General features: G+C 36.1%; 25 protein-coding genes. 19 read left to right on the forward strand and 6 right to left on the reverse strand.

Annotation, left to right across the window (positions count from 1 at the left end; translation table 11 throughout):
* The first annotated feature begins 361 nt into the window (after positions 1-361).
* The 11 genes from RCG20_RS19645 to RCG20_RS19695 all read left to right on the forward strand — a co-directional run bounded on the left by RCG20_RS19645 (position 362) and on the right by RCG20_RS19695 (position 11,071).
* On the forward strand, positions 362-1,108 hold the full coding sequence (locus tag RCG20_RS19645; RefSeq protein ID WP_308181822.1) for an IclR family transcriptional regulator: 747 nt from the start codon (positions 362-364) through the stop codon (positions 1,106-1,108).
* 67 nt (positions 1,109-1,175) lie between these two features.
* The gene (gene uxuA, locus RCG20_RS19650; RefSeq protein WP_308181823.1) at positions 1,176-2,225 is read left to right on the forward strand and encodes a mannonate dehydratase; all 1,050 of its coding nucleotides are present in this window, start codon (positions 1,176-1,178) and stop codon (positions 2,223-2,225) included.
* Positions 2,226-2,541: 316 nt separating this feature from the next.
* The gene (locus tag RCG20_RS19655; RefSeq protein ID WP_308181824.1) at positions 2,542-3,861 is read left to right on the forward strand and encodes an ABC transporter substrate-binding protein; all 1,320 of its coding nucleotides are present in this window, start codon (positions 2,542-2,544) and stop codon (positions 3,859-3,861) included.
* Positions 3,862-3,984: 123 nt separating this feature from the next.
* Positions 3,985-4,863: a carbohydrate ABC transporter permease gene (locus RCG20_RS19660; RefSeq protein WP_308181825.1), complete on the forward strand. Its 879-nt coding sequence runs from the start codon at positions 3,985-3,987 to the stop codon at positions 4,861-4,863.
* Positions 4,860-5,684, forward strand: coding sequence for a carbohydrate ABC transporter permease (locus tag RCG20_RS19665; protein ID WP_308181826.1), 825 nt, complete (start codon positions 4,860-4,862; stop codon positions 5,682-5,684). Before RCG20_RS19660 ends, RCG20_RS19665 begins: the two co-directional genes overlap by 4 nt.
* Before the next feature lie 48 nt (positions 5,685-5,732).
* Entirely contained in the window at positions 5,733-6,881 is a 1,149-nt protein-coding gene (dgoD, locus tag RCG20_RS19670; protein ID WP_308181827.1) for a galactonate dehydratase, read from the forward strand.
* A 22-nt stretch (positions 6,882-6,903) separates the two neighbouring features.
* A complete protein-coding gene (locus RCG20_RS19675; protein ID WP_308181828.1) occupies positions 6,904-7,845 on the forward strand; it encodes a sugar kinase in 942 nt (313 codons plus the stop codon).
* A gap of 19 nt (positions 7,846-7,864) precedes the next feature.
* Positions 7,865-8,530 (forward strand): bifunctional 4-hydroxy-2-oxoglutarate aldolase/2-dehydro-3-deoxy-phosphogluconate aldolase, encoded by a 666-nt coding sequence (locus RCG20_RS19680; protein WP_308181829.1) that lies wholly within the window; start codon positions 7,865-7,867, stop codon positions 8,528-8,530.
* Between the two features lie 270 nt (positions 8,531-8,800).
* Positions 8,801-9,643: an MBL fold metallo-hydrolase gene (locus RCG20_RS19685; RefSeq protein WP_308181830.1), complete on the forward strand. Its 843-nt coding sequence runs from the start codon at positions 8,801-8,803 to the stop codon at positions 9,641-9,643.
* A gap of 100 nt (positions 9,644-9,743) precedes the next feature.
* Positions 9,744-10,637, forward strand: coding sequence for an oxidoreductase (locus RCG20_RS19690; RefSeq protein WP_308181831.1), 894 nt, complete (start codon positions 9,744-9,746; stop codon positions 10,635-10,637).
* Positions 10,638-10,849: 212 nt separating this feature from the next.
* Entirely contained in the window at positions 10,850-11,071 is a 222-nt protein-coding gene (locus RCG20_RS19695; protein ID WP_308181832.1) for a hypothetical protein, read from the forward strand.
* A 92-nt stretch (positions 11,072-11,163) separates the two neighbouring features.
* On the opposite strand, the gene RCG20_RS19700 is transcribed toward RCG20_RS19695, so the two are convergent.
* From RCG20_RS19700 to RCG20_RS19710, 3 genes are all read right to left on the reverse strand, one after another.
* Positions 11,164-12,180 (reverse strand): transglutaminase domain-containing protein, encoded by a 1,017-nt coding sequence (locus tag RCG20_RS19700; RefSeq protein ID WP_308181833.1) that lies wholly within the window; start codon positions 12,178-12,180, stop codon positions 11,164-11,166.
* 249 nt (positions 12,181-12,429) lie between these two features.
* Complete coding sequence (locus tag RCG20_RS19705) at positions 12,430-13,119, reverse strand: response regulator (protein ID WP_308181834.1); 690 nt, start codon at positions 13,117-13,119, stop codon at positions 12,430-12,432.
* Between the two features lie 3 nt (positions 13,120-13,122).
* Positions 13,123-14,715, reverse strand: a complete 1,593-nt coding sequence (locus RCG20_RS19710) for an ATP-binding protein (RefSeq protein WP_308181835.1) — start codon at positions 14,713-14,715, stop codon at positions 13,123-13,125.
* 243 nt (positions 14,716-14,958) lie between these two features.
* Here RCG20_RS19710 and RCG20_RS19715 point away from each other — a divergent pair, with 243 nt between their 5' ends.
* From RCG20_RS19715 to RCG20_RS19725, 3 genes are read left to right on the forward strand one after another with little or no spacing between them, the layout of a single operon-like run.
* The gene (locus RCG20_RS19715; protein ID WP_308181836.1) at positions 14,959-15,819 is read left to right on the forward strand and encodes an ABC transporter ATP-binding protein; all 861 of its coding nucleotides are present in this window, start codon (positions 14,959-14,961) and stop codon (positions 15,817-15,819) included.
* Entirely contained in the window at positions 15,782-16,639 is an 858-nt protein-coding gene (locus tag RCG20_RS19720) for an ABC transporter permease (protein ID WP_308181837.1), read from the forward strand. Before RCG20_RS19715 ends, RCG20_RS19720 begins: the two co-directional genes overlap by 38 nt.
* Before the next feature lie 23 nt (positions 16,640-16,662).
* A complete protein-coding gene (locus tag RCG20_RS19725; protein WP_308181838.1) occupies positions 16,663-17,724 on the forward strand; it encodes an ABC transporter substrate-binding protein in 1,062 nt (353 codons plus the stop codon).
* Positions 17,725-17,829: 105 nt separating this feature from the next.
* On the opposite strand, the gene RCG20_RS19730 is transcribed toward RCG20_RS19725, so the two are convergent.
* Positions 17,830-18,126, reverse strand: a complete 297-nt coding sequence (locus RCG20_RS19730) for a hypothetical protein (RefSeq protein WP_308181839.1) — start codon at positions 18,124-18,126, stop codon at positions 17,830-17,832.
* A gap of 434 nt (positions 18,127-18,560) precedes the next feature.
* The gene (locus tag RCG20_RS19735; protein ID WP_308181840.1) at positions 18,561-18,989 is read right to left on the reverse strand and encodes a VOC family protein; all 429 of its coding nucleotides are present in this window, start codon (positions 18,987-18,989) and stop codon (positions 18,561-18,563) included.
* 251 nt (positions 18,990-19,240) lie between these two features.
* Here RCG20_RS19735 and RCG20_RS19740 point away from each other — a divergent pair, with 251 nt between their 5' ends.
* The 5 genes from RCG20_RS19740 to RCG20_RS19760 all read left to right on the forward strand — a co-directional run bounded on the left by RCG20_RS19740 (position 19,241) and on the right by RCG20_RS19760 (position 22,784).
* On the forward strand, positions 19,241-19,816 hold the full coding sequence (locus RCG20_RS19740; RefSeq protein ID WP_308181841.1) for a GNAT family N-acetyltransferase: 576 nt from the start codon (positions 19,241-19,243) through the stop codon (positions 19,814-19,816).
* Between the two features lie 298 nt (positions 19,817-20,114).
* Positions 20,115-20,609 (forward strand): CarD family transcriptional regulator, encoded by a 495-nt coding sequence (locus RCG20_RS19745; RefSeq protein WP_308184407.1) that lies wholly within the window; start codon positions 20,115-20,117, stop codon positions 20,607-20,609.
* 534 nt (positions 20,610-21,143) lie between these two features.
* Positions 21,144-21,323: a hypothetical protein gene (locus RCG20_RS19750; RefSeq protein WP_308181842.1), complete on the forward strand. Its 180-nt coding sequence runs from the start codon at positions 21,144-21,146 to the stop codon at positions 21,321-21,323.
* 631 nt (positions 21,324-21,954) lie between these two features.
* A complete protein-coding gene (locus RCG20_RS19755) occupies positions 21,955-22,473 on the forward strand; it encodes an AAA family ATPase (protein WP_308181843.1) in 519 nt (172 codons plus the stop codon).
* A gap of 104 nt (positions 22,474-22,577) precedes the next feature.
* A complete protein-coding gene (locus RCG20_RS19760; RefSeq protein ID WP_308181844.1) occupies positions 22,578-22,784 on the forward strand; it encodes a hypothetical protein in 207 nt (68 codons plus the stop codon).
* Between the two features lie 114 nt (positions 22,785-22,898).
* Here the strand turns inward: RCG20_RS19760 and RCG20_RS19765 are convergent, their stop codons facing one another.
* Entirely contained in the window at positions 22,899-23,282 is a 384-nt protein-coding gene (locus RCG20_RS19765) for a hypothetical protein (protein WP_308181845.1), read from the reverse strand.
* Positions 23,283-23,560 lie beyond the last annotated feature (278 nt).

The following is a 23,560-nucleotide window of genomic DNA, read 5'->3' on the forward strand; positions in this document are numbered from 1 at the left end:
CTTGTCCTGAGTCCTTTAAGATTAAAATATAGGCTTTAGTCTCACTTTGAATCCTTTCCTGAAGGGGAGCCGATTTTAGTGAATCCAAGAATTTTCCATTACTTGCTTGATAACTTGGCTGTTTTACTGCCAATTCGTATTCTTCATAGGATTTATTTTTCAGATGAAATAAATCCAACACTGATGTTCATTTACTAATATAATTGGCAAACTAATATCGCTTTGTCACTTCATTGCTTTGCTGAAATGATCAAATCTTCTAAAAATAGATATTGTTTAGAACTTTCCCCTATGATAACATTAAAGTGTAATCACATACATGATTATAAATCACATATGTGATTTAAATGGAGGTAAAAAAATGTCTGTGAAATCAGCAGAACGTGTGCTAAAGGTGTTTGAGTTACTTGCTCAGCACCAAGAGGGACTAACGATAAAGAGTGTAAGTGAATTTCTTTCAATTCCACAAAGCAGTACTTCCGGTTTGATTGAAACGATGTTTTTGGAAGGCTTCTTAACTGTTGACTCCTCTAAAAGATACAGGCTCGGCCCAAAACTTATTCATCTCGGTCATGTTGCATTGGATTCTTTGGATATATCTACACAAGGAATTCCTTTTCTTAAGGATTTAATGGAAGATGTTCAAGAAACAGTATTTATGGCGATACTAGCAGATTCAGAACTTGCGTATGTTGCAAAGATTAATAGTAAACGGTCAATAAGGACAACCGCTCAACCTGGCCTAAGTAAGCCTTTATACTGTACTGGTTTAGGAAAAACATTTTTAACCTTTCTGCCAGAAGAAGTGAGAGATGAGCTCTTGAGCAAATTAGAGCTAAAACCAATTACTCCAAAGACCATCACAAGTGTAGAGACACTTAAAGATCAGTTAAAATCATTTGCTGAAATGGGTTATTCAATTGATGACGAGGAAAATGAAGAAGGTTTAATTTGTTTTGCTGCTCCGGTATTTGGCGCAGATCGAATCATTCATGCTGCAATCAGTATAGCTGGCCCTAAAGAAAGAATGGTAAAACAAAAGGATTTTATCGTTGGAAAATTGCTTGAGACTTCTAGGAAAATAGCTAATAGTATTGGCTACAAATAACACTTTTTTGGCTGCTGCTGGATTGTGTTAAGACTAGCATATTCTAAATGTAAGGGGTTGAATAATCTTGAAGATGACATTTCGTTGGTTTGGTACTGGTGATTTAGTAACCTTATCAAACATTCGTCAAATTCCAGGAGTTACAGGAATAGTATCTGCTATTTATGATATTCCTGTGGGTGAAGCATGGCCTTATGAAAAAATAATCAAACTCAAAACGCAGATTGAAGAATTTGGAATGACCTTGGATGTAATTGAAAGTGTTCCCGTTCATGAGGATATCAAATTAGGCCTTGATACTCGAGATCAGTATATTAATAATTACAAAACAACAATTAAGAACCTAGGAAAAGCAGGCATTCCAGTAGTTTGCTATAACTTTATGCCGGTCTTTGACTGGACAAGATCTTCATTAGAATATGAGCTTCCAGATGGATCAACGTGCTTACGTTATGATGAAGAAATAGTTACTAAAATGAATCCTTTATCTGGAGAGCTTTCTCTTCCAGGCTGGGATGCAAGCTACCAGAAAGAAGATCTGCAAAATCTATTAGAACAGTATAAAACTGTTTCTGAGGAAGATTTATGGAGAAATTTAGCCTATTTTATTCATGAAATCATGCCAATCGCTGAAGAATCCAATGTAAAAATGGCTATTCATCCAGATGATCCACCATGGTCTATTTTCGGTTTGCCTCGAATTATCACAAATAAAGAAAATATCGATCGATTTTTAGAACTTTATAATAGTGCTAACAATGGGGTATGTATATGCAGTGGTTCATTAGGAGCAAACTCTGATAACGACATCCCTGAACTGGTTCGATATTTTGGTAAGAAACAACGTATTAACTTTATGCATATGCGTAATATCAAGATTAACGGGAAGAAATCATTCCAGGAGTCTGCTCATCTATCAAAAGAGGGTTCATTAGATATGTATGAGATAATTCGTGCTCTCCGTGAATTCAATTACAATGGTCCAGTGCGCCCAGATCATGGTCGAATGATTTGGGGTGAAACAGGGAGACCAGGTTATGGACTTTTTGACCGGGCACTTGGTGCAACATATCTTAATGGGTTATGGGAAGCTGTAAACAAGGAATGGTATCGCTAGATTAATTTTTTTCAGCTTATTTCTTATCCATCAAACTATGGAAGAATAAATTTTAAATAATAGCTTTGTTGAATGCTATTTTATGTGAAATTTACTTTTAGCGTATGCATAATAATTAGCCATAAACCAATCAATTAGGTTAACCATCACCAAATAGTTATACATTAAATTGGATCTGTATAAATTTTTTTCGCAATTGACAAATCTACGAAAAAATATTTTTTTGGTATTCGTTGTAAAATCTACTTCTCTATAATATAATGAAACCGTTATCAAGTCTGATAATAGAGAATATTTAGAAAAGAGGGGGAAAATTATGAAAAAGAATTTCATAGGCTTTAAGAAGACTGCTGGTACCCTTGCTTTAATATTGGGCCTTAGCACTGCATTAGTCGGCTGTAGTTCGGGAACATCAGAAACAGCTGGAAAGAAAGTAAAAGAAGCGCCAAAGGTTCAGGATATTCGCATTGTCGCTGCTAATCATCCATGGACAGAGGCAGTCAAGAAACTATTACCAGATTTCGAGAAAGAAACAGGGATTAAAGTTAAAATTGATAGTTATTTTGAGGATCAACTTACACAAAAAACTTCAGTTGAATTTGCTTCTAATTCAAAGAATATTGATGTGGTAATGTTCCGTCCTCTTCAAGACGGGAAAATGTTTCATAAGAATGGCTACTTCGGAAGCCTAAATGATTATGTAGCTAAAGAAGATAAATACACAGATGATTTTATTCCATCCTCACTTGGTAGTGTTAAAGATGGCGATAAATTATATGGATTGCCGCTTGTAACGGAAACGGAAGTTCTTTACTACCGTAAGGATCTTTTAGAGAAAGCTGGTTTAGCTGTTCCAACTACACTAGAAGAACTTGAGAAGGATGCTAAACAATTAAATGATCCTAAAAATGGTGTTTCTGGTTTTGTCGCACGTGGAAAACGCGCTGCAGCTGTAACACAGTTCTCTAGCTTCTTGTATAGTTTTGGCGGGGACTTTATGAAGGATGGTCAATCAACTATTACTTCTCCTGAAGCGATTGCCGCATTTAACTACTACGGAAATCTATTGAATAAATATGGTCCTAAAGGTACGTTGAATATGAGCTGGCCAGAGGCAATGGCTGTATTTACACAAGGAAAAGCAGCATTTTACACAGATGCATCATCATTATTTACAAATGCAACGGATCCATCTAAATCAACGGTATCTGACAAAGTTGGATTTGCTCCATTCCCAGCTGGTACAAATGGATCTAAGCCATACAATGTAACATCTTGGGCAATTGGTATTGGTGCTAATTCTGAGAAGAAGGATGCAGCATGGAAATTTATTAAATGGGTTGAAAGTAAAGAAATGGTTACAAAGCTACAAGCAGAAGGAAATCCTGGGGCAAGAATTTCTGTTTGGAATTCTCCAGAAGGAACAGCTAAGTTCCCTAAAGATTTAGCAGATGCAATGTCTGTTAACGGCGGAGAAAATGGCGTTTCTTATGATCGTCCACTTGTAATTGATGTAGGTAAAGCACGTGATACAATTGGTGATGTTATCTTAGCAGGAATTGAAGGTAAAGACGTAAAAGCAGCTGCTGACAAAGCAAATACTGAATTTCAAGCAATTATTGATAGCGAGAAATAAGGAATAGTAGCTAGCCAATATTCCTTGACGGCTTTCGGTTAGCAATCCAGGTTTAATGATGGATGCGTACTCGAAAGCCGTTTGTTTTAAAATCCAATTTTCATCTAGTAAGGAGGAGATAGCTTGTCAAATTGGATCGATCGTCACATTAAATGGGTTTTTACAATGCCAGCAGTCATTTTTGTTGGGCTTATGATGGTTATGCCTGTGGGATATACACTTTGGTTGAGTTTCAATGAATGGAGTATGTCTAATATTGATCCACCTTTATGGGTAGCATTGGAAAACTATAAAACGTTATTCCATGATGAACTATTTATGAAGTCATTGGGGTTGATGTTTTATTTCACTATTGCTGCTGTTGCAACCGAAACGGTATTGGGTGTTGGACTTGCTATTTTGATGAACCAACATATTGTTGGGAAAGGTCTTGTAAAGACATTGTTTTTATTGCCGATGGTTGCAACCCCTGTTGCAGTCGGATTGATTTGGGTTCTTATCTATGAACCTAATATTGGAATTGCAAACGTGTTTTTGCAAAAATTGGGTTTTCCAGGCCAAGAATGGTTAACATCACAAACACTCGTAATGCCATCTTTGATTATTATAGACGTATGGGAATGGACTCCGATGATAGCATTAATAGTTCTTGCCGGCCTAGTTTCTTTACCGAAGGATCCATATGAAGCGGCAATGATTGACGGAGCTACTACATGGCAGATTTTTCGAAAGATTACACTTCCCTTATTAAAACCAACTCTTTACTCTGCTATATTGCTAAGAATGATCGACGCTTTAAAAACATTTGATATTATCTATGCGACAACACAAGGGGGACCAGGTACATCATCACAGACAATCAATATCTACGGGTATGTGTTGGGCTTTCAGTATTTCAAAATTGGTCAGGCTTCCGCCTTGCTAATGATATTTTTCCTCATTGTTCTAACAATTAGTGTTTTTACCATCCTATTAAGGAAGAGAGCGGGTGTCCACTTATGAGTGTAAAAAAACGAAAAAAAGGAAAAATCGCATTCACTCACGTCGGCGTCTATCTTGCACTTATATTATTCTTGCTTCCATTCCTTTGGATGGTACTCGCTTCGTTTAAAACACAAGTGCAAATTCTTAATACCTCAAAATTATTTGAAATAACGGCAAACTTTGATAATTACAAAAGCATATTTAGTGAGTACTCATTTCTTACTTTTATAATGAACAGCTTTATCGTTGGTGTAGGAGCGACGATATTTGGACTGATTCTTGGGTTACCTGCAGCATATTCGATTGCAAAATATAAGCAACAAGGTCTCGGGCTTTTAATCCTTGTGGCAAGAATTGTGCCGGGAATCTCCTTTCTTATCCCGTGGTTTATTATTTTCTCAAAATTGCAAATGATTGACACGTACACAGCACTTATTCTGAGCCATATGCTTGTGACGATGCCTTTTATTATATGGGTAATGATTCCTTTTTTTGAAGGGCTTCCACATGAGCTTGAGGAATCAGCACGGGTTGATGGATGTTCAATTCCTGGTGCTTTTATTAAGATTTTACTTCCTATTTCTGGACCAGGAATAGTCACAGCATCGATTCTTGCATTTATTTTCTCATGGAACAATTTTATGTTCTCACTCATTCTTGCAGGTGATAAGACGAAGACTTTACCGATTGCAATATTTAACTTCATATCGTATTCAGATATCAACTGGGGTGGATTAATGGCCGCTTCGGTTACCATCACTGCTCCGGTCCTTATTTTAGCTCTCGTTGCACAACGGTATATCATTGCAGGATTAACGGGCGGTAGTGTTAAAGGATAAAGAAATATTTAAGGAAACCAAGGAAAAATAATAGATAGGAGAGAAACCATGAAAATTACTAAACTATCATTATATAAAGTGCCACCTCGTTGGCTCTTTCTTAAAATTGAAACGGATAATGGCTTGGAAGGCTGGGGAGAGCCAATTATTGAAGGTCGTGCGAGCACTGTAGAGGCGTGTGTTAACGAACTTAGTGAATATTTAATTGGAAAGGACCCATTGCGTATCGAAGATCATTTTCAAGTGCTTTACCGTGGAGGTTTTTACCGTGGCGGCCCAATCCTTTCAAGTGCAATTTCAGGTATAGAACAAGCATTATGGGATATAAAAGGAAAGTTTTATGATATGCCTGTTTATGAAATGCTTGGAGGAGCTGCACGTGATAAAATTCGTGTTTATTCCTGGATCGGTGGCGATCGTCCAAGTGATGTAGCAAATGCTGCGAAAGAAAAGGTAGATGCTGGTTTTACAGCAATCAAAATGAATGCGACTGAAGAGATGGATTATATTGATACGACATCAAGCGTCGAAGCGGTTATTAATCGAATTGCTGCCGTTCGAGAAGTAGTTGGAAAAGATGTCGGTATTGGTATCGATTTTCATGGCCGAGTACATAAAGCAATGGCGAAAATTCTTGTCAAAGAATTAGAGCCGTACAATCCAATGTTTATTGAAGAACCAGTATTAGCAGAAAACAATGAAGCATTACGTGAAATTGCTCGACATACGACAACACCGATTGCAACTGGAGAAAGACAGTTTACGAGATGGGGTTTTAAACAACTATTAATAGATGGGTATGTTGATATAATTCAGCCAGATGTTTCTCATGCTGGCGGAATTTTGGAAATGAAAAAAATAGCTGCAATGGCAGAGACTTTCGATGTTGCAGTTGCTCCACATTGTCCACTTGGCCCGATTGCTTTAGCTTCCTGTTTGCAGGTTGATGCATGTACTCCAAATGCAATTATTCAGGAACAAAGCCTTGGAATTCATTACAACCAAGGGAGTGATCTGCTAGATTATATCAAAGATCATTCAGTCTTTAAGTATGAGCAAGGGTTTGTAGGTATTCCAGAAGGACCTGGTCTTGGGATTGAAGTAGATGAAGCACATGTAAAGAAGATGGCGGAGCAGGGACATGATTGGAAAAACCCTATTTGGCGTAATAAAGATGGTAGCATTGCAGAGTGGTAATTTAGACGAGGAGTGGAATTAAATGGATGTTATTACGTTTGGTGAATCAATGGTCCAGTTTAATCCCGCAAAAACAGGTCCACTTAGATATGTTCATCAATTTGATAAGACTGTAGGCGGGGCAGAGTCAAACGTAGCGATTGCTCTTGCAAGACTTGGTCATCAAGTAAAATGGGTAAGTCGTCTAGGTGATGATGATTTCGGCCTGTACATTCGAAATTTTATTCGAGGGGAAGGGGTAGATACCAGCTCTGTCACGTTTGATCCCGTTTATCCTACGGGGATATTTTTCAAAGAACGATATAATGCTAGTGATCCGAAAGTTTATTATTATCGTAGTGGATCTGCGGCGAGTCAATTGGAACAGGCTCAATTGAAAGAAAGTGACATTATAGCTGCAAGGTTTCTACACATAACAGGCATTACACCTGCTCTCAGTCCCACTTGCAGGGAACTCATTTATTATGCAATTGAGGTAGCGAAAAAAAACAATGTAATGGTTGTCTTTGATCCAAACATTCGGCTTAAGCTATGGTCAGAGAATGAAGCTAGAGAAGTATTAATGGATATCGCTAGTAAATGTGACATCGTTTTACCGGGAATTGAGGAAGGTCGGCTACTTACAAATGAAATAACGCCGGAAAAGATAGCCGAACGATTTATTCAAAATGGTGCAGGAACTGTTGTTGTGAAGTTAGGTGCACAGGGTGCATTTTGCCATTCACAGGATATAAAAGAATATATTGAAGGTTTCAAGATTGAACATGTTGTCGACACGGTAGGTGCAGGGGATGGTTTTGCTGCAGGTTTTATTTCTGGTCTGCTCAGAGGATGGTCTTACCGGGATGCAGTGGTTCTCGGTAACCGTGTTGGGGCATCTGCAGTCACAGTGACTGGAGATGTGGAAGGATATCCATATTGGTCAAAAATAGCTCCAGACCACTCGGAGGAAATATTGAGATAAAGATTTTGGAGGGAAGAGAATGAAGTTACCAAAAGTCCAATTACTTGAGAAACTTGTGGAAAGTGGCATAATAGCTGTCGTACGACGGGTACCTGAAGAAGTGGTTGTACAGGTGGCAGAAAGTCTGATTGAGGGCGGGGTAACAGCACTTGAAATAACAGTTGATACACCTCACGCGTTTCGTTCAATCGAAAAACTCTCCCATCGTTTTAAAGGCCAAGCAATTATTGGAGCTGGGACGGTTCTTGACCTGGAATCTGCTAAACAGGCGATCGGGGCAGGTGCAGATTTTATTTTCAGTCCGAGTCTCTCTGAAGCGGTCATTCGTACTGCCCTCCGTTATGGTAAAATTGCTATACCTGGTGTTATGACTCCAACAGAAATGATTACTGCCATTGAATGGGGAGCGGATGCGGTCAAGCTTTTTCCAGCTGGTCATCTTGGACCGAAATATATGGAAGATGTAAGAGCGCCATTTCCGCATATTCCAGTAATTCCTACAGGTGGAGTGTCATTAGATAACATTGAATCTTATATTAAGGCCGGCGCCATAACTGTAGGAATTGGTGGCAGCTTGGTCAATTTAAAAGCAATTGAAGCTGGTGATTTTTTGAAAATTAAAACGAATGCCGGTTTATACGTGGAGGCTATTAGAGTTGCACGTGAAAAATTCAGCAAAAAGTAATTTTTATCCGATATAAAGTATAAAAACATTGTACATGAAAATAATGAATTATTTTAAAAAATAGTAGTAGAAACGAGTTCTCTTTTGAGATACCATCAATAGAATAACAAAGCAAATGCACAAGTCCTTTCGTATGAAATCTCATGTGCATTTTTTTCTTGCTAATCAGAATTTATATCCATAAATTCTGCTAGCACATAAGGGCAACTACGCCTCTGTCATCGCCCTTGGGGGCTCGCCAATCGACGAATTTTCTTTATTGTTTAGGAGATGATAAATTTGAAATTAACCGTATTAGTTGATAATAACACCTTTATAGATAGGTATTTTCTTGCAGAGCCTGCCGTTTCATATTACATAGAAGATGGGAACAAAACGATATTATTTGATGTAGGGTATTCAAACGCATATATTCGCAATGCTGAAAAAATGGGTATTAATTTACGAAAACTAGATTATGTTGTTCTTTCACATGGACATAGTGATCATACTTGGGGAATAGAACCATTAATTCGTCTTTATTCAGAAGCTAAAATTGAGGGGCTAGATTTCAAAATCCCTGCCGTTGTTGCGCATCCTGAGGTATTTCAAACTAAATTACTAGACGGAGAAGAAATTGGCAGTTTGCTTTCCGAAGAAAAGATCGCCCAGCATTTCAAGCTAGGATACTCTAAAGAACCGATTTGGCTTACAGATAAGCTTGTATTCCTTGGAGAAATTGAACGCCTTTTTAACTTTGAAGGAAAGGAGCCAATCGGAAAAATCAAACAAGGGGAGGAAAGCAAGGACGATACCATTTTAGATGATTCTGCCTTGGTTTATAAAACAGAAAATGGTCTAGTTATTATTGTAGCCTGCTCCCACTCGGGAATCTGTAACACCATTGAGTATGCAAAAAAAGTATGTCAAGAAGAACGAATACTTGATATCATTGGTGGGTTTCATCTGCTGCAGCCATCTGAAAATCAAATTAAAAATACTGTTAATTATTTTAAGAGCCTTATTCCAGAAACTATTCATGCATGTCATTGTACTGATTTTCAATCTAAAGTTGCAATTTCTGAGGTAGCTAATGTCAAGGAAGTAGGTGTTGGACTCCGATTAGAATATTAAATACTTGTAAATTTTCAGACTTTTTTTATTAAATAGATAAGAAACTAATAACTTTTTTCAACTTCGAAAATTGTCTAAATCAGAATAGGAAGTGTTGAAATTGATAAGTCAAGAATTAATAGGCAAACGAATTATAATCACTGGAGCTAATAGCGGTATTGGGTTTGAAACTGCAAAAGCTTTAGCTCAAAAAGGAGCAGAAGTTATTTTAGCTGTTCGAGACGAACAAAAAGGGAAGCATTCTATGAATGCCATTTTAAAAGAGAATCCAGAAGCAGCCATTGTGGTGATGGAGTTGAATCTTGCAGATTTAACGAGTGTACGAGATTTTGCAAATAATTTTAGCAATCGGTATGATACATTAGATATTTTAATAAACAATGCAGGTGTAATGATACCTCCTTATCAGAAAACAAAAGATGGCTTTGAATTGCAATTTGGTACCAATCATTTAGGTCATTTTGCTTTAACGGGATTATTGCTTCCATTACTCAAGAAAACACCAAATTCCCGTGTTGTAGCACTGAGCAGTATTGCCCACAGAGGAGCATCGATCTTTTTTGATAACTTAGATGGGTCAAAAGGATATAAAGCAATGAAGTTTTATGGACAAAGTAAACTGGCCAATTTGCTGTTTGCAAAAGAATTAGACAATCGACTAAAGCAGCATGGAATTTCAACGAAGTGTATAGCAAGTCATCCTGGCATTTCTTCGACAAACCTGTTTAAAATGAGAAAAAAAGACGCACCTAGGTATTTGAAGGCTTTAATGAATGTACTTTTACAGCCAGCAAATATGGGGGCACTTCCGACTATTTATGCAGCAACAGAAGTGAGTTTAATAGGTGGAGAATACATCGGTCCTGATGGGAGGGGAAATCGAAAAGGAAACCCGACGATTGAAACACCCGCTTCAGGTGTTTATCATTCCGAAACTATGCAAAAATTATGGGAAGTATCTGAGAAATTAACAGGAGTCATATACGATTTTTGAGGTGCATGGTATTAATTATTACTGTTTTATGGAGATTGAACTGATGTTATGAACAAATGGGTAAAATTAGGTAAATGCCCTTTGGGAAATCGTGGGTTCGAATATATAATGAATGTAAATGACTTTGTCTCACAATTATACTTTTCCATCTTTAAACTAGCTCCTCACGATCAGTTTTTTTAAAAAATGAATGAGAGAAGGGGATATGGAAAATGAATAAAAATCATGGGAAAGTAGTAAAGAAAAAGAAACCGATTAAATTTTATGCCCAGGATAATTTTACAGAAGAATGGCGCGAAGTCAAAATGGTTAATTTTGAGGAACGGGATTTTGTGTTTAAAGGAGAACATTTTGGGAACATGATGGATTATTTCAATTTTAAAGTAGAATATGTCGAAGAAGAAACTGATTGTGCTGATGGTAGTGAAATTTGATCAAGATGTAAGGAAAAAAGGGAAGTTAAGAACCCCAACTTCCCAATTGATAGAAAACCAATATACTAGCGGATTACTCAACGGCGATGTTCCTACCAAGGATATTCGCCTTTTGTATGTTTATCTGTTTTGAAAAAATAGGCCGGATGATAACTATGAACAAATTTCCCCGTATTTAGGTCAATAAATCCAGACCCATATGTAGGGTCTTCAGGCTGCCACTTCCCGTTTAGGTTTATTTCATTCCAAGCATGATTTTCCCCATATTTTACTTTCGCCTCAATTCCAACTGCACGGTGAAGAGCTGCGCTTAAATCAGCATAACCGGAGCATAATACATTGCGTGTTTGATAGGCCTGCAATGCTGAGTAAAAAGGTGGTTTTGGACTATTTACCAAACGATAATTATAGGAAACACTTTTCGCAACCCACTCAAAAATAGCTCGTGATTTATCAACATTTGTTTGCTTTCCTTTAGTTATGTTTTGGGCAAGGTTAATAAGGGTTGGGTTATCACTTTGAACCATAAAGCTAGGCAATAAATAGGGGTCCCCGTCTGTTAAATGGTAGTCTGCATAGCCTAATACTTTATTTGGATCGTTTGTTTTTCCTTTGTAAGACTCATTAAGGTTTAAAATTACTTCACCGACATTGTAATGGAGGCGATACTCATAGTGAATGGCTCCATTCGTGAAGGGAACTTTTATGGTTGTTCTGGAATTGGACCTTGGTTCTTGAATATCTAAAATAACTCCAGTAGCTTTATTGAATTGTCCATATGGTGTTGGTTTACCAGTTACCACTAATATACCTTTATCAAATGTTACTCGATAAGTTTGAATAACTGTTGGAGGATACTTTTCATTGGATACTGTTGAAGTGCGAACTGGATTTGGTTTTGTATTTGCAATGACTTGTTTTGGTTGCAGAGTAGCAGTATCCTGCTTAGTTAGTTTTAGTTGTTGGGACAGTGAAATAATATCCTGCGATACTTGCCTTGGAAATTGATAAAGAAAGCTTTCATCTTGTTTTATAGAGGGAATGACATTTTTGTTAGATAGATAGATAAAGCCTACTATACAAAAACAAAAGAATACGAGTTTTTTCAAGACAACACACCTTATTTTTCGTTTATACCTCTACTTTAAAGGGAAAAGGAATTTGAAACAACAAAAAAACCTTATCCAATAATTAGGGATAGGTTCATGGGAAATGCGGGAGCTTGCTTGTTTTATAGACCTCACTTATTAAAATTCCTATTTTCTTCAAATAGAATATCTCCAAATCTTCATTTTTTTCTATAAATGAAATCCTAGCTTGATAAGTAATAAGTTATATCTTTTTTATGAAAAAAACGCTTATTTTATCACCCGATATAATCGAAGTGGGCGCCCGACTGTTCCGTATTGTTGTTCTTCGATCAAATCCTGTTTTTCCACCATATAGGAAAGGTATGTTCTTGTCGTTGATAGGCTAACGCCTGCTAAATTTGCTATTTGCTCGGCTTTTAATGGAAATGAAGAAGCGGTAATACATTTTTTTATTTTTTCTAAGGTTCTTGAATCAATCCCTTTTTGCGTTTGCGGGAGAACTGATGATTCTGATATTCGTAGCTTTTTAAAGTTATCAACTGTTCCTTGGTCAAGCTGGATTGAATGAGAAAGGCGTGATTTAAATTTCAAGTACTTGTTTAGTGAAGTTTGTAGCTGGTTTAGGTCAAATGGTTTAATTAAGTAATCAAGAATCCCGAATCTAAATCCATCTTCAACGACCTCAAGTTCTTTTGCAGCAGTAATTAAAATTACATCACAACGTCTATTTTGTAACCGGATGGTTCGTAACAGCTCGATACCAGAATGATCGGGCATGTAAACATCTAAGAGCAGTAAATCAGGATCTACTGTTTCAATCATTTTGATTGCTTCTTCGTAGCCATGAGCGGTTCCAACTAATTGGTAGCCTTTCTGAGCAGAAATAAATTTTCCATGAAGCCTTGCAATCATGAAATCATCATCGACAACCAACACGCGTAATAATTGTTTACTCATGTTCTACACCTCCATTTTTGGCAATCTTACTTGCAGGGTTGCTCCTTCTTCCGAAGAATGGATTTCGATACTCCCCTTTAATCTCGAAACCAATTGAGAAACTAATGCTAAGCCAAATCCCCGACCCTTTCCCTTTGATGTACCGCCATCGGCAAAAATTTGATCACCTAGTTTGGGGTCAACTCCCGGCCCGTTATCCACAACCTGAATAGTAAGGAACTCCTGTTTTTCTTCTATATGTATTGAAATTGTGGGAGGGTGAGGGTTTTCTTTCTTTGTTGGTACTGCCTCCATTGAGTTTTCGATTGCATTACCAAGAATGGTTAGTACTGTTTCGCGATGGGGACAAAGCTCCGAAACAATTGAGTCATCGGTAATGGTAAGCAAGATTCCAAGTTCCTTAGCGCGATGCATTTTCCCCATAAGAACACCAACAATTGCTGGATCGCGGACTCGAGCGAGGAAAAAATTGAGCACATTTTGCTGTTCGCTGTTTACATTCTCAATAATGTCTTTAACAAGTTCATATTCCTTCATATGAATAAGACCTGAAATAAGATGAAGTTTATTCATAAATTCATGACGTTGGCTCCTTATGGTATCAACATATTTCCCGATGTCAGCCAAACGTTGATCCATCTGGTCAAGATGAAGTTTATCCCGAAAGCTTCCTACTGCACCGATCACTTTATCACCAATTTTGACGGGAATTCTGTTTACAACCACTAATGAATTTCCGATAATCATAGGCTGATCAAAATGAGCAATCCCTTCGTTAATAACTTCTGTCAATCGTGAACTGGGAAGGACGGATGTAATCGCTTTACCAATGAGATCATCATTTTCGTGTTTAATCATATTTTTTGCCTCGCGATTGAAGGTCGTAATGTTACCCATCGTATCAATCGCAATGATTCCCTCACGAATAGATTCTAAGATGGCCGCTTGTTGTTGGGTTTGAAATGCAATTTCGTGAGGCTCTAAATTAAAAATTTGTTTTTTAATATGGCCCGAAAGGATAAATGCACCAATAAGTCCAACGAATAAAGCAACGGCACCTATACAGGTGATTTCGATAATTAAAGGGGTTAGTTTTTTCCATATGTGTTGCATTAGAAAGCCAACAGAAACAATCCCAATCTGATGATGTTGTCCATCAAAAACAGGATACTTTCCTCGGATCGAAAGCCCGAGGGTACCAGTTGCCTGCGTAATACTCCCATGCCCTAACAATACTTGTTTATCATCATCACCTACCATATGCCTCCCTATTTTAGATGTGTCAGGATGGCTGTAGCGAATTAAGTTCATATTTGAAACAACAATAAATTGCGCTCCCGTTTTCTTTCGAATACTTTCAGCAACAGGTTGAATAATCGATGAAGGATTTGGCCCCTTGAAAGCTTCGATGACTTCGGGAAGTCCTGCAACTGTTTTTGCTACAGCCAAAGCATTTCTTCCTTTCTCATCATACTCCCGATGAACCATTATCCAAGAAAGAGAGAGAATAAAAAGTGCAAGGACAAAAAGGAGATTTAACAAGATGAGAAAATTGATTTTTGTACGTAGCTTCACTTGTTTCTTATTAAATTTCAAGTCTGCACACTTCCTTGTTCCTTTTGATTAGTTTTAATTTTCTGAAAAAATACCTATCTTTATTTTAAATTGAAAGTTGCAGTATAGTCCACCAAAAAATAGTATTTTTTTCGTTGGGGAATTTGTTTCAATTGAGTTAATTGTTTTTATTAATTAAATCGAGATAATATTTTCATACTATTTCGAATTTTCTATAATTGTAATTGTAAACGCTACCTAAAAATATAGAAATGGGGGAATCTAGTGGGTGCTTTAGAAAAACAAGTGTATCGGGATTTGGCACAAGCAACTCCGGCGATGATGGAATTAAAAGGAGTGACGAAAGAATTTATCAAGCCAAATGGGGAAGCACATACCGTTCTTAGAAATATCGATTTGAAGATACCAAAAGGAGAGTTTGTTTCGATTGTTGGCCCTACAGGCTGTGGGAAATCAACTACATTAGGCTTGATTGCTGGGTTTGAACCAGCATCAGAAGGTGAAATTATCATTTCAGGTGAAAAATTGGAAGGAATAAATCAGCGGGCAGCCTGTGTATTCCAAACTGAAAATGCGTTTCCATGGAAAACAGTTATAGACAATGTTTCCCTGGGGCTTCGATTACGAGGAATGAACAAAACAGATGCCTATGATGAAGCAAGAAAATGGATTGTACGAGTTGGTCTAAAAGGATTTGAAGGCCATTATCCTTCCCAACTTTCCGGAGGAATGAGAAAACGGGTGGCTTTAGCGCAAAGCTTGATCGTTCAACCGGAAATTCTTTTAATGGATGAGCCATTTTCTGCCCTTGATGTGCACACACGTCATCTCATGGAAAATGAATTGCTTCGGATATGGGAGGAAACATCTGCTTCGGTCTTTTTTATTACTCATGATTTAGAGGAAGCCATTGCATTAAGTGACCGTGTCATAGTTATTACTGCCGGGCCGGCAGCAACGATAAAAGGGGATTACCGAATTGATCTGCCAAGGCCACGTAATGTAGCAGAAATAAGTTTTGATCCGGATTTTATGAAGATCCATAAACAAATTTGGGAAGATTTGAAAGATGAGGTGATGATCAGTTATGAGAACGCAAATAAACTCAATTCCAAATCCAGTTAATATTGAAGTTATTTCGAGTAAAGAGAAAGTGCGCAGGAAGGCCATAAGGCTTAGGATTCGAAATCTTTGTTTGCAATGGTCCGTATTTATTGTCATGATGGGCACTTGGCAAATTTTAACTAACCAAAAAATGATTGATCCTTTCTTTTTCTCTAGCCCAATCGATATCGTGAAACATATATGGACATGGGCGGTAAATGGAACAACCGCAGGTCCCCTTTATGTTCAGTTCTTGGCTACCTTTGAGGAAACGATTCTTTCCTTTATTTTGGGTGGGATTGCTGGGATTATTTTTGGTTATGCCTTAGGTGTAAATGATCTACTATCAGTTATTCTGGGTCCTTACATTAAGGCGATTAATGCCATTCCTCGAGTTGTACTCGTTCCAATCTTTATTTTATGGTTTGGACTTGGCATGTCATCTAAGGTTGCCTCCGGTTTGGTGTTGACGTTTTTTATCGTGTTCTTTAATGCATTCCAAGGTGTTAGGGAGGTTGATCGCAATTTAATAAATAATGCTAGATTATTGGGTGCGAGCAAACGGCAATTAGCACGTCATGTGATCATCCCTTCAGCCCTTACATGGATTTTATCAAGTTTACATTCTAGCTTTGGATTTGCATTGATCGGTGCTGTTGTAGGTGAATTTATTGGATCTACCGAGGGACTTGGTTATTTAATTGCTCAAGCACAGGGTGCGTTTGATACGACTGGAGTATTCGCGGGAATGGTCATTTTATCAATTACAGCATTGTTTGCAGATTGGGGTGTTTCAAAGCTAGAAAAACGGTTTATCGCATGGCGACATATTCGGCAATAAAAATAGTGAGGGGGAATTAAGTAATGAAAAAGAAAATAAGAAAATTAAGCTTAATCGTTTCATGTATGACAATTGTAGCTCTGCTACTTTCAGGGTGTTCATCTACAAAGTCAACAACTACATCAAGCAAAGCAAAGAATAGTGATAAAAAGTCTTCTAGCACACAAAGAGTATCTATTATGGTTGGTGGTTTGGAGAAAATTATTTATTTACCTTTCATGCTGGCTGAGAAACTAGGCTTTTATGAAGATGAAGGCCTCATTGTAACACTAATTTCAGAAAGTGCAGGTCAGAGTGCTGAAACAGCTCTTCTAGCTGGTCAGGTTGATGGGGCAGGTGGATTTTATGATCATACGCTAGATTTACAGTCAAAAGGAAAAAATGTGGAAGCCGTTGTTACTATGGCGGGGGTACCTGGTGAGCAGCTAATGGTAGCCAATCGATTGAAGGATAAAGTAAAAACTTTAGCTGATTTAAAAGGGCTTAACATAGGTGTAACGGGATTAGGTTCATCTACGAATATGCTTGCAAGCTATAACGTAGTCAAAGGTGGTAATAAAGAAAGTGATTATAAACCATTACCAGTTGGCGCAGGTCAAACGTTAATTGCAGCGATGCAAAATAACCGTATTGATGCATGTGTAACAAGTGAACCAACTGCATCCCTTCTTTTAAATAAAAATATGGCATTTACGTTTGTTGACATGAACTCTAAAGAAGGGACAGAAAAATCTTTAGGTGGCGGATATGCTGCAACAAGTCTTTACATGAGCAACGATTATGTGAAAGCACATCCTGATGTTGTCCAGAGATTAGCAAATGCCTATGTCAAAACCTTGAAATGGATGGGTTCGCATACACCTGAGGAAATTGCAGATAAAATGCCTGAAGAGTATTATGCAGGGGATAAAACAGTGTATATTCAAGCTCTAAAGGGCCAGCTTCCAATGTTTACAACGGATGGGAAAATGCCTGCTGGAGTTCCTGAAAATGTCCAAAAAATTCTATCTGCCTTTAAACCAGGAGTAAAAAAAGTAGACTTAAGTTTGACGTATACAAATAAGTTTATTGAAAATGTAAAGTAAAAAGTAGAATAATAGAGCACGAAGTAATACTCATATGCCACTCCACAAAAAAATAGAAGGTGTTCCAAAATATTCACTTTTGGACACCTTCTAACGTTAAAGATCCTAAATAAACAATGTACCTGTTACGAAAAAGTTAAATATTGAACCAAGTATTAGACCCATTACTGCAAAAATCATTAATACTGTTCCATGGGCCTCACTTCTTTCAAAATAAGTCATTATACTCATGAATATAGCGATTGACCCGAATATAATCGGTAAAAAAATGAGGGATATAGCGAAGAATGTCCATCCAATTAATACATAGATTAATCCCTTCTTTTTATTTGTATCCGTACCTTCTGACATTGTGACAATAGAGTTTACTTCGCTAAGCGTTTTGTTTTGAAGATTATACATATTATCAACTCCTATAATTTTTTTAAAGTGACAATCACAGGTTTAAATGACACCTTTTACTAAATTCTATTCCCTCCAATCAAATCATTGTTAACATATGAAGATTTAAAAGTGTGATATTATGTGAAAAAATTATCAAACTATATTGAATATTTAGTTAATTAACGATAATTTTAACATATATTTGGAAAAAATCAAGTGGAATGTATTAATTTGGGATAAATGCAGACTAAAATATGCCCTTATTCAAAATGCCCACTTTTTTGATGGGAAATAGGGCGACCAATCAAATATACTTGCGAAACACAATCTCTTTGTTTACCCAAAAAAATGAATCGGTAACTGTGACCGATTCATTTTTTGGGATTATTTGTTTTCTATTTTAAAAATCTGTTTAACGATATTTCCCCCAAAAAAACGGAACCCGTTCGAATTTACAAATCTGTTTTTGGACTTGGGTAATCGCAATACTCAATAATGGTGCCTTCTGTATCTGCAGGATTTAGATAGATTAGTCGTCTTCCATGTTTGTTCATTCTTAGGGAATCTTCTAGTATTCGAACGCCTTGGTTCTTGAGTTCTATTAATGCTACGTCAAGGTCATCGACTCGGTAAGCAATATGATGAACTCCTTTTCCTTTTTGTTTAATAAAACGAGCTATGGGGGAAGTGGTATTATTTGTTGGTGCAAGCAATTCAATTCTGTCACCATTGACCTCCATAATGGCAACTTCACTTTCTACACCAGGTACTTCACTTTTGTAGCGGTCAATTAAATGGCCAAAAAGAACATTTTCATAAAAATGAATGCTGCTATCTAAATTCCGAACAGCGATGCCGATATGATCTATTTTTTTATCCAAAAAAAACTCTCCTTGGTTCATTATCCTTCTATTTTAACACGGTTGAATATTCAATGTAAAAAAAGGAGCGAAGAAGCTTAAGTGACAAACTCATTCTTTGTTACTATTTCTCGATGATACCATTCATAAGACTTATCCTGTATTAAAAAAGGCAATTCAACAAATACTTTCAAGAGAAAAATGTTCACTATTTAGATAATCAAAATGATTCTAACGATTTTTAAGGGACACTAATATGAAGGAGTGAAGATATGCACTGGTATGAGAAGCTAAACCAATACTTCCCAGTAGAGGAAATGAAATCGAAAGAACATATGGAGACATTGCTAAAAGAGCATTCAGAAATATACCATAAGGATGAAGGCACGAATTATGTTCTTATGTATGCAGAATTAGATAATTTTGTTTTTATCGATTATCTATTTGTTTCCAACAAGGCGAGAGGAGAAGGATTAGGACACAGCTTACTTGAGAAGATGAAAGAGAAAGAAAAACCGATCATCCTGGAAGTAGAGCCTATTAATTATCAAGATAGTGATACAGAGAAACGATTGCGTTTTTACAAGAGGGAAGGATTTCAACACGCAAAATCTATTGGCTATGAAAGGCGTTCGATTGCGACAAGGGAAGTTACTCCAATGGAGATTTTATTTTGGGCACCCCATAATGAATCAGAACAAATGATATTTAAAGCAATGCAAAAAACATATGAAATGATTCATACTTTTAAGGACAAGCAGTTTTATGGGGAATCCTATCAACATGTTGATGAAGTGCTATCATTCGAAGAAAATAAAAATAATAAAAATATGTTAAGAAATGTTTGAGTGTGGGGCAATCATAGATCGTATGATTGCTTTTTACAATGATTTTAAGAAGAAGGTTCTGTTAATCATGCCGGTTGATTTCCACAACAATCATCAAAGTGGCGAATCCATGTAATGGATTACCAAGTAACCTAAAGATAATAGAATGGCCTCGGGAATAGCCTAAATTAGCAATACTGGAAGTTTTTTAAAATCGATTTAAAAAATAAATAAAAACTATTGACATGTATTTCTTCAAAATGATATTATATAAAGTTTGATAAAAAATGAAAACAGTGGTATCATGAATATACAATACATGGAGGTGGATTATTTGTTTGAAATTGGCGATAACATTATCTATCCAATGCATGGTGCAGGTGTCATTGAAGGAATTGAAGAGAAAGAAATCCAGGGGCAAACCCAGAAATATTATGTTATAAAAATACCAATGAATAAAATGCAAGTACTTATCCCGATTAAAAATATAATAAATTCACACATTCGTTTGGTTGCCGATAAGCGTTCCATGGAAGCTGTAATGGATATTTTCTATCATGGAGAATCTGATAGTTCATTAACATGGAAAGAAAGATTTAAAATAAATTCTGATAAAATGCGAACTGGTAAATTAAAAGAAGGTGCTGAAGTTGTACGTGATTTAATACGACTTCAAAATGAAAAAAATCTTAATTCTGGTGAAAAACAAATGTTAGATAATGCAAGGAAAATCCTGATTGGTGAATTAGGGTTAATTAAAGGAATAACTGAATTACAAGCAACTGATTTGTTAAAAATGAGCATCCCTAGCTAATTTATAGCTCATTTAGGCATGCTGACAAAGATTATTGCTAACTGCTCCGGGATCTACGCTTAAGTATCCCCACTATTATTTCAGTAAACTGGTATCAAATTAGTTCGTACTGTTACAACTTATTATTTCCTTATTATTAAGAGCAGATTTTTTTCTTTTAAGATAATACTTCTTTCCTCCAAAACCATTTATGAATAGACCAACATCCGGTGGAGGAATCTATGAAGTAGTCAATTAAGGGGAAGAATAAACGGAAATACTTAGATTAGATGCTTACAATGGAATGTTGATCATATGGAAAATGGATTTACAATTGAAGGAGGTGTATACCTGGTACTTAAATCTATACGGCTTGATCGAAGGGAGCATTTTCCTAAAACTAGCCGATTCTAACTAGCTCATGGGTAATTTGAGAATTAGGTTGTATTAATCTCCTAAATTCCCGATGGAATAAAGAAAGTATCACTCATGGTGTATCCCTTATTAGGTTTGGGATTGTTAGCATTCAGAAGATTTTAGTAAACAGGTGTAGAAATGCAATATTTATGTTTAAAAGATTGGGAAATGAACGGGAAGATATATTTTAAAAAAGATAAAAGCTACAAAGGTAGAGAGGCTAAGGTAGTTGGTGAAGGGCAAATAAAAATGATTGGTGAAAGCAATTTGAGAATAAAATTTCAAAAAGGCAATGAGTTTTTTAGTATATCCAAGTAAACTATAAATTTTGGAGCTGATCTTCTGAAATATGCTACCGATCACCATAAAAAGGCGGAAATTTTAAAAAGTGTCCGTACTAAAAACAACGCACCCGATAACGCGGTTCAGGGTAAACGCAATCTAGAAGTTCATAGTTTTTCCTCTATCACTAAGCTACTGTATCAAGTTAGACCTTTAAATACTTCCTTCGAATACATGTGAACCGTTTACCTGCTCGTGCGTTGAGCAGTTTTTTTTCATTTATATAAATAAATTATGGATAGATAAATGGTTCCATTTTAAAAATTCAAACACTATAATTAGCGACATACTGAGTGAGAAATCGAATTTGATTTCTCACTCTTATTTTTATTGTACTTCAACTAAACTTTATGGGCTTTTTTATAAGAAGGCTGTTTTCGCATAGAATGTTGTTTTTCGTACCTAGTCTAAAAACCCGAAATAATAATAGTATCGTGCTCTTTTCTTAAAAACTTCCTACGGTTTTCATCGGTAAACTGGAATCCCATTCTAATTTAGTTTCAACTAGCAACAAAGTTTAAGAAAAGAGCCTATAAGAAAGAGGAAATTTTGATGATCATATAGAATAAAATGGAAACTCTGATTAAATTACCGAAGAGGTGTCTAATTGAAAAAAACTATTCCTAAAAAAATACATATTATTGGTTCAGTGGGCAGTGGAAAGACAACGTTAGCAAAAGAATTATCATCAAAGTATAATGTTCCGTTTTATGAATTAGACAACATTGTTTGGGAAAGGCATAAATCTGGAGATATAAGAAGATCAGAAGAAGAAAGAAGGGGCTATTTGAATACCATTCTCAATTCAGAAGCTTGGATTATCGAAGGGATTCATAATGAGGAATGGGTAACTAATAGTTTTCATAATGCAGAATTGATCCTCTTTTTAGATACAAATTACTCAATAAGAATCTTACGAATTATAAAGAGATTTGCATTTCAAAAAATTGGATTAGAAAAATCAAATTATAAACCAACATTCAAAGTGTTTTTAAAGATGTTTAAGTGGAATAAGTATTTTGAAAATGTGGGGAAACCAGGTTTCTTTGAAAAAATTGAAGTATATAGTAACAAGCTTTTAGTGGTGAAAAATAGGAGAGAAATAAAAAACTACTTCCACTTTTAATTTCCAATCTATTATCGAAAATGAATCAAGGATAGGAACGGGACAGTTTTACGTAAGAAAATAATGTATAATATTGATATATTTAACAAACTAGGAGGATTACTATGTTTACTAACGCTGCGCCAGAGGGTGGGATTGCCCTTCTCATGTTTTTACCTATTATTCTATATTTAGCTCTAACTGCTTTTTGCATTTATTTCATAATTAAAGTGATTAAATTCATGAATGCAAAAACGAAATCAGACCAAGAAAGAAATCAAAAGATGGATGAATTAGTTAAGATCGTTAGTCAAGTTAAGAATATTGAATAATCATTCTTTTGACTCGGTTAGCTGTTAGGGACATAACTAAAATTAGGTAATTTACGTTAAAAATAAAAAACGACGGCAAAATCTATTTTTTGCCGTCGTTTTAGAATTAGTATATTACCAACCCGCAATTTCGCTTCTTGAAATTTCAATATCATTCAGCAAAAAAACGGGGTCCTTTTCACTTATAGTTCCTAAATCTTTATGTGTAATCGCAATTGTAAACGGTTTAAATGCAAATTCTTCCTGTAATAGAACCCCGGCGTGATCCTTTTTAAAGATTACCGCATGTTCAGATTGTTTATTTACTTTAAAGCAAAATATATATGCATCTAGCTCTTGATTATATAACCATGTATAATCATAGCTCTTCACTTGAAATGTAATTAAATAATTAAATTCTGGTATACATAAAAGAAGAATATTCTCACCATCTGGTCGACTTGCCCATCCGGCATCTTCTGGATAATATCCTGTTGAAACTTGTGGTATGTAATCCAAGTTTATTCATCCCCCCGTTTTAAAACATTCAATTCATTTTAACTCGTAGGGAGATATTTATACAACTAGATTTACTTAAGCAGTATCCAAAGTATTGATTTTCATGAAAGATATACGGAGTAACCAAAGAATGTGACACAATTTCAAAGAGTTTTTCCAACTTTATTTGTATTTAAAATGCCGGATATAGAAGAGGAATCTGATGTGAAAAAATAATTACATTGTTAATAATGTTTTTTCTGTGTTTGCTGATCGAATACAACAGCTGAAAGAGAAGA

The sequence above is a fragment of the Neobacillus sp. PS3-40 genome (assembly GCF_030915485.1).
In the GTDB taxonomy this organism is placed as follows: domain Bacteria; phylum Bacillota; class Bacilli; order Bacillales; family Cytobacillaceae; genus JAUZPL01.